General features: G+C 63.7%; 15 protein-coding genes. 7 read left to right on the forward strand and 8 right to left on the reverse strand.

Going from position 1 to position 13683, the window contains the following annotated elements; genetic code table 11:
* Positions 1–46: 46 nt before the first annotated feature.
* The 5 genes from KDD17_RS01110 to KDD17_RS01130 all read left to right on the forward strand — a co-directional run bounded on the left by KDD17_RS01110 (position 47) and on the right by KDD17_RS01130 (position 3963).
* Positions 47–1252, forward strand: coding sequence for an aminotransferase-like domain-containing protein (locus KDD17_RS01110; RefSeq protein ID WP_212704894.1), 1206 nt, complete (start codon positions 47–49; stop codon positions 1250–1252).
* Between the two features lie 45 nt (positions 1253–1297).
* Entirely contained in the window at positions 1298–1948 is a 651-nt protein-coding gene (locus KDD17_RS01115) for a DUF1007 family protein (protein WP_212704895.1), read from the forward strand.
* A complete protein-coding gene (locus KDD17_RS01120) occupies positions 1933–2889 on the forward strand; it encodes a nickel/cobalt transporter (protein WP_212704896.1) in 957 nt (318 codons plus the stop codon). Before KDD17_RS01115 ends, KDD17_RS01120 begins: the two co-directional genes overlap by 16 nt.
* A gap of 113 nt (positions 2890–3002) precedes the next feature.
* On the forward strand, positions 3003–3299 hold the full coding sequence (locus KDD17_RS01125; protein ID WP_212704897.1) for a helix-turn-helix domain-containing protein: 297 nt from the start codon (positions 3003–3005) through the stop codon (positions 3297–3299).
* Positions 3300–3348: 49 nt separating this feature from the next.
* A complete protein-coding gene (locus tag KDD17_RS01130; RefSeq protein WP_212704898.1) occupies positions 3349–3963 on the forward strand; it encodes a helix-turn-helix domain-containing protein in 615 nt (204 codons plus the stop codon).
* Here KDD17_RS01130 and KDD17_RS01135 read toward each other — a convergent pair.
* From KDD17_RS01135 to KDD17_RS01170, 8 genes are all read right to left on the reverse strand, one after another.
* Positions 3957–4961, reverse strand: coding sequence for a type II secretion system F family protein (locus tag KDD17_RS01135; protein WP_212704899.1), 1005 nt, complete (start codon positions 4959–4961; stop codon positions 3957–3959). The genes KDD17_RS01130 and KDD17_RS01135 overlap by 7 nt on opposite strands.
* Positions 4962–4965: 4 nt before the next feature.
* On the reverse strand, positions 4966–5922 hold the full coding sequence (locus tag KDD17_RS01140) for a type II secretion system F family protein (protein ID WP_212704900.1): 957 nt from the start codon (positions 5920–5922) through the stop codon (positions 4966–4968).
* Positions 5922–7397 carry a TadA family conjugal transfer-associated ATPase gene (locus KDD17_RS01145; protein ID WP_431358135.1) on the reverse strand — a complete coding sequence of 492 codons (1476 nt, stop codon included), beginning with the start codon at positions 7395–7397 and terminating at the stop codon, positions 5922–5924. The genes KDD17_RS01140 and KDD17_RS01145 overlap by 1 nt, the downstream gene beginning before the upstream one ends.
* Positions 7398–7400: 3 nt before the next feature.
* Positions 7401–8900, reverse strand: coding sequence for a CpaE/TadZ family protein (locus KDD17_RS01150; protein WP_212704902.1), 1500 nt, complete (start codon positions 8898–8900; stop codon positions 7401–7403).
* A gap of 12 nt (positions 8901–8912) precedes the next feature.
* Positions 8913–9551 (reverse strand): TadE/TadG family type IV pilus assembly protein, encoded by a 639-nt coding sequence (locus tag KDD17_RS01155; RefSeq protein ID WP_254796847.1) that lies wholly within the window; start codon positions 9549–9551, stop codon positions 8913–8915.
* Entirely contained in the window at positions 9548–10036 is a 489-nt protein-coding gene (locus tag KDD17_RS01160) for a TadE/TadG family type IV pilus assembly protein (protein ID WP_212704903.1), read from the reverse strand. Before KDD17_RS01160 ends, KDD17_RS01155 begins: the two co-directional genes overlap by 4 nt.
* Positions 10033–11502: a pilus assembly protein TadG-related protein gene (locus KDD17_RS01165; protein ID WP_212704904.1), complete on the reverse strand. Its 1470-nt coding sequence runs from the start codon at positions 11500–11502 to the stop codon at positions 10033–10035. The genes KDD17_RS01160 and KDD17_RS01165 overlap by 4 nt, the downstream gene beginning before the upstream one ends.
* Before the next feature lie 84 nt (positions 11503–11586).
* Positions 11587–11796 (reverse strand): Flp family type IVb pilin, encoded by a 210-nt coding sequence (locus KDD17_RS01170; RefSeq protein ID WP_212704905.1) that lies wholly within the window; start codon positions 11794–11796, stop codon positions 11587–11589.
* Between the two features lie 367 nt (positions 11797–12163).
* On the opposite strand from KDD17_RS01170, the gene KDD17_RS01175 reads away from it, so the two are divergent.
* The gene (locus tag KDD17_RS01175) at positions 12164–13000 is read left to right on the forward strand and encodes a helix-turn-helix transcriptional regulator (RefSeq protein ID WP_212704906.1); all 837 of its coding nucleotides are present in this window, start codon (positions 12164–12166) and stop codon (positions 12998–13000) included.
* Positions 12997–13497 carry an A24 family peptidase gene (locus KDD17_RS01180; RefSeq protein WP_212704907.1) on the forward strand — a complete coding sequence of 167 codons (501 nt, stop codon included), beginning with the start codon at positions 12997–12999 and terminating at the stop codon, positions 13495–13497. The genes KDD17_RS01175 and KDD17_RS01180 overlap by 4 nt, the downstream gene beginning before the upstream one ends.
* Positions 13498–13683 lie beyond the last annotated feature (186 nt).

Consider the following 13683-nt stretch of genomic DNA (forward strand, 5'->3'; position numbering starts at 1 on the left):
ATGGCGCTGAGTTAGGTCAGATACGCTGACCAACGGGAGGGGCGACATGGATTGGCAACAGATTCTGGCGACGCGCACGCAGCGCATGAGCGCGAGCGAAATCCGCGAGTTGCTCAAACTCCTCGACCAGCCTGATATCATTTCCTTTGCGGGCGGGATCCCCGACCCGGACCTGTTTCCAGCGCAGGCGTTCTCCGACGCGATGAGCGGCGCGCTGTCGGGCCCCAAAGCGGGAGAGGCGCTGCAATACTCCGTCTCCGAAGGATACGCACCCCTTCGCGATTGGATCGTGGGCGAGATGGGACGGCTGGGCGTGCCCTGTGTGCGCGACAATATCCTGATCACCTCAGGGTCGCAGCAAGCGCTCGACTATCTGGGCAAGCTGATGCTGAGCCCCGGCGATACGGCATTGGTCGGTTGGCCCACCTATCTCGGTGCGTTGGGTGCTTTCAACGCCTATGAGCCGCGCTACGTCCGCTTTGACCCAGACACGAACCGGCCGCCGGAAAGCTATGCCGAAGGCGCCGAACCCGGGCGGGTGAAATTCGCCTATCTGTCGGTTGATTTTGCCAATCCCACCGGGCGCACGCTGGATGCCGCCGCGCGCGAGCGGTTGCTTGACACGGCGGAGGCGCTCGACATCGCGGTGATCGAGGATGCCGCCTATCAATCCCTGCGCTACGACGGGGAGGCGCTTGCCCCCGTGCTCGCCCGCGAAATCGCCCGGCGGGGGGAAATCGACGCCTGCCGCACGATCTATTGCGGATCGTTCTCGAAAACACTGGCACCGGGGCTGCGCGTTGGCTGGGTCTGCGCCGCGCGAGAGGTGATCGACCGGCTTGTGCTGCTCAAACAGGCGGGGGATCTGCATTCCGCGACGCTCAACCAGATGGCTATCGCGGAGGTGGCCGGTGCGGAATTTGACGCGCATGTCGAAAAGATCCGCAGCGCCTACTGCAGCCGCCGCGACGCGATGCTGGCGGCGCTCGACGCGCATATGCCCGAGGGAGTCAGCTGGACCCGGCCCGAGGGGGGCATGTTCATCTGGCTGACGCTGCCCGCGCATGTGGCGACGGTTGCCCTGCTCGAACGCTCGCTGGAAACCGAGCGCGTCGCTTTCGTGCCGGGGCACGCGTTTTACGCGGATGGGTCGGGGCAGAATACGCTGCGCCTGAGCTTCAGCCGCACGGATGCAGACACCATCGCCGAAGGGATTACCCGTCTGGGTCGGCTGATCGCTGCCGCCATCTAGCGGTGAGCGATTGAACCGGCGCGCGCGCGGCCTTAGGTTAATCCGATGAAACACCTCCTTGGTCTATTCCTTGCGTTTTGCGCCGCACCGCTCGGCGCACACCCGCATATTTTTGTGAACACGGGGCTGGAAATCATCGTTGATGACCAGAACCGCCTGACCCATGTGCGCGTGACATGGACCTACGACGCGCTTTTTTCGCTGCTGATTACCGAGGACATGGGCCTTGATGACGATTACGACGGCACGCTGACGGATGCGGAAATCGCCACGTTGACCGGGTTCGACATGAACTGGATCGAAGGATATAACGGCGATCTGGTTGGCGAACTGGGCGGGGTCGGGCTTGCGTTCTCCAGGCCGTCCGCGGCGACTGCAGCCTTTGACGAGGGCCAGATCACCACGACCCATCTGCGCCGCGTGGTCGGGGCGCCTGTCCTTGATGCGCCGCTGGTCCTGCGCCCCTACGATGGCACATTCTACACCGCTTATGAGGTCGACCTGCCGATTTCGGTGAGCGGACGCGAGGGCTGCGAGATCACCCGCGACGTGCCGGATTTTGAAGCCGCGCTTGCGCTTACGCAGGCCGAGCTTTCCGCGATACCGGAGGATCCTGACCTTGCCGAAGAGCAGGGGTATGGCGATATCGGCGCGCGGTTCGCAACGGAGGTCACGGTGACATGCGCGGTGCAATAGCGATCGCTCTTCTCGCCGTGGGGGGCGGTTTGCTTGCGCTGTGGTTCAGTGGCGGTTTCGACACGCTTTCTGCCTGGGCGGCCGAGCAGCAGCGGTCGTTTCAAAATGGCATGGCCCTGACCCTGCGCGCGCTGCGCGGCGGAGAGCCCGGTGCGCTGCTTGCGCTGCTGGGAGGTGCCTTTGCCTACGGGTTTTTCCACGCGGTCGGGCCGGGACATGGCAAGATCGTGGTCGGCGGCTACGGTATCGCGCGGGCCGTACCGATGGTGCGGTTGTCGGTGATCGCCGTTCTGGCGAGCCTGGGGCAGGCGCTGACCGCGATCGTTCTGGCATTCGGCGGGCTGTGGTTGCTGGACTTGGGCCGTGAGCGCATGGTCGGCGCCGCTGAAGATACGTTGGCGCCGCTGAGTTACGCGATGATTGCGGGCCTTGGGATCATTCTGGTGTGGCGAGGTCTGCGTGGGATCCGGCGGCAGAAGGCGGCGGTACACGCGCACACCCACGATCACGCACATCACCACTCGCATGGCCATGGCCATGGCCACGGGCAGGGTCACGATCACCATCATGGTCCGGGTGAGGTCTGCGACAGCTGCGGCCACCGCCACGGACCATCACTGGACGAGGTGAGCGATGTGCAGTCGCTGCGCGAAGCGGCGGCCGTGATCGCAGGCATTGCCATTCGCCCCTGTACCGGAGCCCTCTTTGTGCTGATCATCACTTGGCAGATGGGCATACCGGTGATGGGGATCGCTGCCACGATTGCGATGGCGCTGGGCACCGCGTCGGTGACAGTGGCCGTGGGCTTGGCCGCGAGCGGATTGCGGGGCGGTCTTTTGCGCACTGCTGCCGGTTGGGTCTGGGTCATGCCGGTGCTGGAGCTCGCAGTCGGCGCGGGCGTAACGGTTCTGTCGTTGATGCTGCTTGGCCGCGCGATCTAGCGCTAGCGGAAAAATCTGCTATACGCAGGGGGCCTCGTGAAATTCGGGGCGAAATTTTCACGGCCCCGCCGCGCACCGCAGGAGAAACCCCCTTGCCCGATGCTGCCCCGCTGATGTTTGAGCTGTTCGTTCAGCGCCGCTTTAACGCGGTCGAGATGTCGGGCATCACGCACACCCTGAGCATTGCAAATGACGTTGTCGGCGCGCCCAGGTTCGCGACGCGGATCATCAGCGACATGCCGGGGCTTGTGCAGGGAATCGGCGACGTGCTGGTCAGGGCGGCGCCGGCGATCGACGACCATGGTTTTGGCGATGTGATGGTGGTGCTGGGCGGGGGCATGTCTCCTTTGGCGCCTGGGCCCGGCGGATGCGTGCAATGCAGCGGCTGCGGCGTCCCGTGGTGCTGTTAAGCCAGGCCGCCACCGCCTTTGTCCGCAACACCGAGAGCCCCCGGGGGCTGTGACAACCCACTGGCGGGACGTGGCGATGCTGCGCGAGCAGGGCTATCATCCCACTCTGACCACACGGCTTTCCGAGCGGTCCAACGGGGTGACGACCGCCGCGGGCGGTGGCGCGACTCCCGAGTTGGTGATCGGTCTGATCTCGGCCCATCTCACACCTGTCGAAGTGGCCGAGCTGGGCAATCGCCTGCTGCTGCCCGCGATCCGGCGCAGCGACGCAGAGCAACCGCGCGACATTGCCGACAACGCAAGCCTGTTCGACGCTCGCGTTACCCGCGCGATCAGGCTGATGGAAACCCACCTCGAAGAGCCGCTAAGCATGACGGAGCTGACGCGGGAGGTTGGACTGTCGACCCGGCATCTGGAACGGGTGTTCCGTGAAGTTTTCGACGAGACGCCGGCGCGGTTCTACAAACGGCTTCGCGTCCGTCGGGCGCGCGCCATGGTCGAGGATACGCTGGTGCCGCTTATCGATGTGGCCGTGGCGACGGGCTTTGGTTCGCAAGGGGCGCTGGCGCGCGCGATGCGCGATGAATACGGCGCCACCCCGTCAAAGATGCGCGCACGCAAAAAGCTGCGGTTGATCGCCGATCCGGCGGGGCAGGATCAGTAGATCGCCGTATAGCGGATAATGATCGGCGTCAGCGTGATCAGAAACAGCGCGGGCAGCATCATCATCGACATCACACCCGACATCTTTACCGGCAGCGCGTTGGCGCGTTCCTGTGCATTCAGCTCGCGCATCTCACGCATCTCGACCGCGTAGGTCTTGAGCGCCTGCGTCAGGCTTGTGCCGAATTGCAGCGATTGCACGATCACCAGTGCAAAGGATTTCGCCTCGTCGATGCCCATGCGGTCGGCCATGTCAAACAAGGCGGCTTCGCGGTCGCGCCCGGCCTGGATCTCGATTTGCAACAGCAGGAATTCATAGGCTACCTCGGGTGCGACGCGGCCAAGCTCGTGGCCCACCCGATTGATTGCCGCGTCAAAACCCAACCCCGCCTCAACCGAGATCTGGACAAGATCGAGCGCGTTGGGAAACGCATTGCGGATCTTTTCCTGTCGCGCCTTGATGCGTGATTTCAGCCAATAACCGGGGCCGTAGAACCCGACCGCCGTGCCAACCATGGCGATCTGCAACAGGCGCAGCGGGGCGGTGTCATTGATTGTCTCGCTCAGCCCTTCGGGCAACAGTCCCGCGCGGGTCAGCGCCACGGCCCCGAACACGGAGATCGGGGTAATCAGCGACAAGAACAAACGCAGCAGAAAGAACAGTTCGACCACATCCGGCCGCTCGAACCCAAGCTTGCCCAGCTGGAAGCGGATCTGCATCCGCTCGGAAGGATCCTCGGGGATAAGGGCTTTTTTCCACCCGCTTGGCGCACGCTCTTCGCCTTTGGTCAGGCTTGGGGGATGTGCGGAGCCGGGCTGCGCGGGCCTGTTCATTGATTGGCTCATAGCGCGCACCCGGCCAGCGGTGCGATCACGCATCGCAAACAGGCCGACAAGCCCGAACAGCAGCAGCATGGCCGCGAAGGCCGCGCAGTACAGCAGCAGGTTTTCCGGGGTGGCGAGGCCGGTCACGGCCATTTTGTTCTGGGCTGCAAGCATGGAATCAGACCTTGAAATTCACGAGCTTGCGCAGCGTGAGGAAATTCGCCACCACCAGAACCACGATGGCCACGGCGATAGGTTTGAACAGTGGATCGTCACTGACGTCACTGTAGTAATCCGGCGCGGTAAGCGACGTGGCAACATAGATCACGACGGGCAATGCCGACAAAAGGTAGGCCGAGATGCGCCCCTCGGAGGAGATCGCCTTGATCCGGCGGCGCATGATGATGCGGTCGCGCACGACCTTGCTCAGCGTGCCCAGCATTTCTGCCAGATTGCCGCCGGTGCCGTGCTGGATCGAGATCGAGACCGACAGGTATTCGACATCTTCCTGACCGGTCCTCTCGGCAAAGTCGCGGAATGCGTCGGTTAGGTAGTCGCCGTGTGCGATCTGCTCGGCAAGCTGGCGGAATTCCGCGCCGACCGGATCGGCCATGGTACGGCCCACGTTGGCGATGGTCGCATTGATCGGGTGACCCACCCGCAGGCCGCGCATCATCAGGTCCAGCGCATCTGGCAATTGCTGAGTCAGGGCAGTCATCCGCTTTTCGTGGCGCGCGCTCAGCACCTTGAACGCAAGAAAGGCGGCAAGGGCAAGACCGGCGGGAAAGGCAATAATCGGTACCAGGAAAAAGGACATGCCCGCGCCGGTCAGGGTTCCGGCAGCTAGCACGATCAACCCCAAAGAGAACTCGCGTCCCTCCATGTCGGCCCGGCGCAGCAGCAGTGGCAGATTTCCCACGACCGGCAGCGTCAGCCCCAGCATCGGTGCCGCAGACGATTTCACCAGCGCATGCGCGGTGTCGCTCGCGCGTTCGGGGCGCATGGCCCGGATGCGCGCGCTGCGCGTCTTTTCCTCGCGCGCCTCAGGGGCGAAGATCATGCGCAGCGCCAGCGCGGCGAGCAGGGCGCATCCAAGCGTTGCGAGCACGATCATCGGGGTGCCGGAAATCTCCATCAGATCACCGCCGGATCGCCGGGGGCGAACGCATCATGTGCCAGCGGCACGCCGGAGGCCATCAGCGCCTCGAAACAGGCGGGGCGCACACCGGTGGCCATCATGCGGCCCTGCACACGACCCTCTGCGTCGACGCCCATCTTCTTGAACACAAAGATGTCCTGCATCATGATCGTATCCCCCTCAAGGCCCACGATTTCCGAGATGCTCATCACCCGGCGAGAGCCGTCCGAGAGGCGGTTGAGCTGCAAGACCAGCTGCAAGCCCGCGGCAATCTGGTAGCGCACGGCCTGCATCGGGAAATCATTGCCGATCATCGTCACCATCTGTTCGAGCCGACTGACAGCATCGCGCGCTGTATTGGCGTGGATCGTCGTCATGGATCCGTCATGGCCGGTGTTCATCGCCTGCAACATATCGAACGCTTCGGCGCCGCGCACCTCGCCGACCATGATGCGGTCGGGACGCATGCGCAGGGCGTTGACCAGCAGATCGCGCTGGGCGATGGCGCCTTTGCCCTCGGCGTTGGCGGGCCGGGTCTCAAGGCGCACGACGTGCTCTTGCTGCAATTGCAGCTCGGCGGCGTCCTCGATCGTGACCATGCGCTGACGCGGATCGATGTAGGATGACAGCGCGTTCAGCATCGTCGTCTTGCCCGAGCCTGTCCCGCCCGAGATCAGCACATTCATGCGTCCCTTCACGGCCGCTTCGAGAAACAGCGCGGCGGGTTTGCTGAGCGCACCATGCTCGATCAGCTTGTCCATGCGCAGCGGCGTTTTCGAGAATTTGCGGATCGACAGGGACGGCCCGTCGATGGCGCAGGGGCGGATGATCGCGTTCACGCGGCTGCCGTCCTCGAGGCGCGCATCGACCCAGGGCTGGCTTTCATCAATGCGGCGGCCCACGGTCGAGACGATCTTGTCGATGATGCGCAAAAGGTGGCGTTCGTCCTGAAACGAGACATTCGTACGCTCCAGAAGGCCACCGCGCTCGACGAATACTTTTTCGGTGCCGTTCACGAGGATGTCGCTGATGCTGGGATCTGCCAACAACGGCTCAAGCGGGCCGAGGCCCAGCACCTCGTCAAGCAACTCATCGACCAGCGCGTTGAAAGCGCCCTTTTGCATGAGCTGCCCCTTGGATTTCAGGTGTCCTGCGGCAAGCCCTGCAATCTCGCGGCGCAGATCCTCGCGGCTGACCTGATCGAGCAGGGTCAGGTTCAGCTTGTCGAGTACCAGCTCGTGCAGGACGGTTTTCAGGGCGCGGTTCGGATCCTGCGGGGATACGGGCTCCGCTGGGGTGTCTGGCTCAGGCGATGCAGGGGCGCGTGCCGTGCTCAGGGCAGCTGCCATGGACGGCGCTGCGTGAGCGAAGTCGGCAGGTGGTTTTGCGGGCGCCGGAGCCGGACGTGGCGCGGGGGCTGCGTTGGCCGCCTGGTCGGGGGCAGATTTGACCTCTTTGAAAGCGCGAAACATGGTCTATCCTTTCGCTCTGGAATTGGTCGTGGAAGCCGACGCGGCAGGCGCGACAAAGACGGCGTTGCCGAGCACTGCGATTGCGCGAGCCATGCGCGAACGCTTTGCGCTGATCTGAAGCGGCACACCGAGATCGGTGGCGCGGCGGGCGGCGCGTTGGTCGCATGGCACCCAATGCTCCAGCGGGCGGCCCAGCATGGCCTCACATTCCTTGAGAACGGCTGGCATGATGACGGGGCGGCGTTCCTGATTGACCACGACCTGAACGGGCAGGGTCATATGTTCTTCGCCGATCAGATCGATCAGGCGGCGTGTGCGCTTGATCGCGGGCAGGCTGGTGTCGGTGACGATCAGCACCCGCTCCGCGCGTTCGAGCACCGGATCGATCCATTCGGCGATGGCGGGCGGCAGGTCGAGGACGATGTGATCGTAGCGCGCCTTGAGCGCGTCGAGCAGCAGGGCCACCCCCTCCGCGTCAAGCGCGCTGAGCGGGGCAAAGACGTCCGGCGCAGTCATGACATCGACGCCCGAGCTGTGACGTGTCATCGCTTCCTCCAGGAACGCGCGACCGGGGCGTTTCTGGCCGCGCATCCAGGCGCTTGCGGCGGCGCTGTCGGGCAGATCCATCGCGACGGCAATCGCGCCGTTCTGAATGTCCAGATCGACCAGCGCGACCGTACTATCGGGCGCCGACTGCGCTCTGGCGACGGCAAGGTTTACCGCCAGTGTGGTGGCGCCGGCCCCACCCCGGGAGCGCATTACGATGCTCAACTGTCCCTGTGTAACCGTGCGGCGGCGTTTCGGCTCGGGCTCTGGGGCCGGCTCTTCGATCAGGACGTCGAAATCGTCGTCTGCCGTTTCGCTTTCGTCCGCGTGGGGCGCAGGCGTTTCTGCATCTGCTCCGGTCATCGCGGCTGCGGCGTGTTCCGGCGGGGTGCAGTCGGGCGCCTGCTGTTGAGCGGGTGCTTCCTGTTGCGTGGGCGCTTCCAGTTCGCGCGGCGCGTGCTGCCGCTCGGCGTCGGCGGGCAGCCATCCACGGCGCGTCTTGGGAGTGGCGGATTCTTCGGCAAAGAGGTTGTCTTCCTCCGGTTCTGCATCCTCCTCAAGGGCGATTTTCAGCGGCAAGATCTCTGCAACACCGGCAGTGCGCAGCGCTTCGGCGTGGGTCGGGTCAATCGACCTGGTGGCAACCGCGACGCAGGGCATTGGCGCACCCAGCCGGGCCTGCAGCGCGCGCAGGGCGTCGGCATCGCGGTGGGGTGTGGCGCTTGCTTCAAAGACCAGCAAATCCACGTCTGACCAGTCACGGTCGGCATCACCAGCCGCGTCGGCAAACGCCGCTCGTTCCATCCGGCCCTCGACGGTCGTATCCTGACACATCTCGGCGTAAAGCGCGTCGGCGAGACCGTCGCTGACGGTCAGCAACAGGACTTGCGTGCGCGGGGCGGGCGTGTCGATGGCTTTGGCGACGCGGTCTTCGATATCGTGATGTGCAAGGGTCATCTGTGGGTGTCCTTAGCGAATGGTTTCAGCGGGGAGCGACGCGCTCATCGAGGAAAAGGCAAAGCTTTCCCCCAGATCGCGTTGCCCGGAGGCGCCCGCGGCGGCGGCAAGCGCGCCGAGGGGCGAGATGAAGTCGAACGTCAGATCGGTGATTTCAACGGTGACGATCGGGTTGTAGGTAGCGCCCACGCGGTTGAGCGCGGGATCAAAGCTGTAGCTGAACGCGAGGTTTTCGGGGCCCGCGTTGGTCGGCATCAACGGGGCAACCTGCGCCCAGATCGCGGCAACCGTGGGATGCGACAGATCGCCAGTGCAGGTTTGCGTGGCCGGTGTGTGGCACAGCCCGGCGCGTTCGGTGCAGCGCGTCCCATTGGGGATGTCAATCGACAGCGTACCGATGATCCCGCGCGCGTTGCCCAACGGGAGGCCGTCGCAGACGGCGGGCCGCACAACGGCCATGCGGACCGCCCGCTCGGTCGCCTTTTCGGCGAGCACATTGGTAAAGCCCAACCGCGCAAAATCGATCAGGGTGAAAAGGATCAGCAGAAACAGGGCCGTCACGAGGGCGAATTCGACAAGCGTTGCGCCATCCTCGTCGCGCAGCGCACGGTTGATGCGCAACCGCAAGGGGGAGAGGGAAGCGCGCATCATGAGCCCAGGATCCGTGTCTGATCGCTGACCGTCGTGGTCAGCGTGTCGGTCCGGACACCGGCGAGCCGCATCAAACCGCTGAACGGGTACTGGATCCGCAGGGTCGCCGTGACCGTCGCAAGCGGTGTAGCACCCCCGCGCAGGCCGTTTGCCGGGCAACTCAGCGTCGCGGTGACGTCCTCAACCTGTACGGCTACGGGCATCAGGGATCGGCCACCGGCGTCGGCGGCCACGATGAGGGCAAGCCGGTCGTTCCAACCCGACAGGCCAGCGCCGGTGGTGCAGGTATCCACATCCGCCACCCGGCTGATAAAACGGGTGGCATCGCGCACGCCCGACACGGTCGTCTGATAGGCCAGATAGGTGCGGGCTCCTTCAACCGTCATGCCGAGCATCAGCATGAAGATCGGGAACAGCAGCCCGAATTCGACAAGGGCTGCGCCGTCCTGATCGCGGCAAAAGCGCATGAGGGGGCGGCGTTTCATTCAACCAACCGCACGATATCGCGGATTTCGGTATCCAGATTGCCCCGGCCGTCGCCGCTGGTGCAATTATTGCCAAGGCAGGCGGTGATCTCGACATTCAGCGTCCCGTCGCGGGCGGGGCCAAGCGCGAACGCCTCAAAATATTGCACAACGGGGGCGCTGACGCCTGCCTGCACGTCAACGTTCAGGCAATCGATCCCGGCCACGACCATCAGGCGGCGTGTGGGGTCGATTATTTCCTGCGGGGCACACATCTGACCGGTGAGCCCGCCGACGATGTCGCCGACACCCCCGAGCAATCCCCCCAGCAAACCACCGCCGCCGGTCTCTTCGGGCACGCCGCCGAGCTGACCTGAGGCCGCGATTTCAGCCTGGTAGAATTCAAAGCGGGTGCCGGCCTCGGGAAACGGATCCTCGCCGTCGTAGTAGGTATCCACGTAGATGTCGCGACCGACCTGCCAGCTCCCGTTGCCGACGGTGTCGCAGCTGCCGAACCGCAGGCAATCATCCCCGGGAAAGGCGGCGTCGTCCCCGCCCGGAAGCGCCTCGCAGATGTTGCCGCTCATGACGCCTTGCAGGATATTCGGTGCGCCCGCAAAATCATCGCCGATCAGGGTCGAGGCGACGCCAAGGGTTTCGCCGAACCGCGTATTGATCGATTCCATCAGCTCATTGCCGTTTACGCCGAGCGAGATTTCGAGCCCGCCGCGCCCGCTGCACGCGGTCTCTGGCTCGCGCGCGGCGATCAGGCAGGCGGTCAGTTGGTCGCCCAGCAGACCCGCGCAGATCGACAGACCGTCGAGCGCATTCGTGAGCGTGTTCACGGCGCCGATGTTGCCGGGCAGCAATTGGCCAAGGTTCACGCTTGCCTCAAGCTCAAGGGTCGAGCCGATGGCGGCGTCTGCATTCAGGCTTAGCGCAGGCAGGCATACGGCCACGGGGGCGACATTGCAGGCCTCCTGCTCGAAGGTTGCGGCGGCGCTGGCGGAGGTCTGCGTATTGATCTCGGCGCCACGGAAACTGGTCAGGATCGCACCAAGGCCCAGCGGGACATTGCGCGGGGCAACCGCGACATCGACATAGCGCGCGTTGAACGGGCTGGTCGTTTCAAGGGCCGCGCTACGGGTGAAGCTGCCGTCGGTGTCGGGGCGGTAAAACGTGAGGGTGACGTCATCGACGCCGGTGAGTGCGGTCGCACCTTCGCCGAATGTCTGCTGGTCGCGGATCAGCGAGGTTGCCGCCGTCTGCGCGCGGGACAGCGCGTCGGGGCGCGCGTCGAGCTCCGCCGCGGCGGCGAGGGCCACGTTGTCGGCGTAGGATTGCAGTTCTGCCTGTGTGGTGCCGAGGCGTCCAAGATCAAAGATCATGCCCAGCAGCCCGAGAAACACCACCAGCGAAACGGCCCAAAGGGCCAACATGCTGCCGTCCTGGCTGCGCCGGAATGTGGTGAACAGGGTGCGAAACATGCGAAACCTTATGAACAGCAGGAAAGAAAAGACCCGCCACACCGGTGTGGCGCGGCGGGTCCCATTGAGAAAGCTTCGCAGCGCTTAGCTAGTGGGCTCGTCGGCGGGCTCTTCGATTTTTTCCAGAGCGCCAGAGGCTTTGCCCATTGTTTCGCCCACGTCGCCGCTGAGTGTCAGCAGCGCACCGGCGCCGAGTGTGACCGCAAGGCCCAGTGCGATGCCGTATTCGACGAGGGTTGCGCCCTCTTCATCGCGGCGCAGACGGGCAAATGCGTTTTTCAGGTTGTTTGTCATGTCGTTTCCTTCGTTGTGTAGCGCGGAGCCAACTGCCCGCTTTGTGGTGATTGGCTCCCGTTCTGGGTGCCGCCGATGAATAGAAATTACCGAGTATTTGACACATCCACATCATCCACATGGATGAGCCTTTGGGGCCATTTCTGGGCGGTTGCGGGGCGCGACTGCCTGATTTGACACCAGAAAATATCAACGGCTTCGCTGATGCAGGCGGAAAACATTGACATATCAATGTATTATTCACGCAACATCTCTCTACTCTCGCTACCTCCGACCTTGGTGGTGCACGCAGACTATGCGCTATAGTTTATCAGAACGTTATGACCGCACTTTTTTGGCGAGGGTTTTTGAGTTGCCAAGGGCACAGGTGAACGACCTGACGGACGTGATGCCGTTTCACGGCGCGACCGATCTGCATGCAAGGATCGCCCAGGCGCTCGCGCTTGTGACCGATTGGAATGGTGCGCTTGCGGGGCATCTGCCGATTTCTTCGGTACTTTCGGTATTCGCGCGCCAATGCGGCGCGGCCAACGCCGAGGTTCTGCGGCTGGCGCGCGACCGGGTATTGCCGGTTGCCGCAGTGGTGGGCGATCTGGACCGGACACAGCCGACGCTCAGCAGTGGGCGGCTGTTGCGCTATCTGCGCGATACCCGGCTCGATACGTTGACGCCGGGATCACTTTGGCTCTTGTCCGATCTCATGCTCGAGGATGCCTTTTCCGCGTCCCACGCCGGGCAGGAATGGCGCGCCCGGGGCGATCTGTCGGGCGTGCATGTTATCATCCTCGAAGCGACCGCCGTGCAGATCGACGCGATCGAGATGCATTTCGCCCGACCGCCAAAGGAAGATCCCGAAATGCCGCCTTTGTTGATCGCACGTGCACTCGCCGATGGCTGGGGTCTGCGCAGTCCTGGTCTGATTGCCCGCACCATACGAAGTTTTGGCCGCACCCGGGGGCCCGTAACCGATGAGCCGGACGGCGCCATCCTGGGGGAGCGGAATCGCTGCGGGCTCAGCCGCTCCGAACGCAGGGTCTGCCAATTGCTGGCGGGAGGGGCCAAGGCAAAGGACATCGCCGAGGCGCTTGATATCTCTATCCCGACGGTGCGGACCCATCTGCGCAACATCTATGCCAAGACAGAGACATCCGGCCAGGTCGAGCTGCTTGCCATGATCAGTTCTGAGCGGGACCGACAGGGGTGATCGACACCGTGTTTTGGCTGGCGGCGCCGACGGCGATCCTGATGCATGTTGTCTACACGGATTTGCGGTATCGCCGCATCGGCAACGAAAGCGTCGCCGCCCTTGGCCTGATCTTTGTACTGGGCTGTCTGTTGTCCGGCCCTCCCGATGATGTCACCGGCCGGATGGTCGCCGCCGCTGTGGTCTTTGGACTGTGCTTTCTTGCGTTTGCAGCGCGTTTGCTGGGAGGGGGGGACGTGAAACTCCTCCCGGTTGTGTTTCTTTTCATTCCCGTCGACGGGGTCGCCGCCTTTGTCCTGGCCCTGTCCGCCTTTGTTGTGGTCACCTTCACTGTGTTGAAAATGGCACGCCCCCACGTCGGGCGGATGATGCCGGATTGGGCGGGGATTACGGTGCCCGGCCGCTATGCCATGGGCCCGACGATTGCACTTTCATTCATATTTTACAAATATATCGGTATCTTTGCGCGGTCCGTCGTTCAATCATATCCGGGATAACCGTAGCCCTTTTCGCGTGGCGTGATCCGGCAATGGCAACAGCGCTATGCCGCACGAAAGGGTGAAATTCGTGGCGCTAAAGAATATTTCAACCTATAGATGATCTTACCTGAAGGACTGGAGCGGGCATTCTGACGTTAATGCACGCGCTGCGTCGGAGGAAATGTTGGTAACAAGGACGCAAAG

It is taken from the genome of Sulfitobacter albidus (genome assembly GCF_018200035.1).
GTDB classification, from domain to species: Bacteria; Pseudomonadota; Alphaproteobacteria; order Rhodobacterales; family Rhodobacteraceae; genus Sulfitobacter; species Sulfitobacter albidus.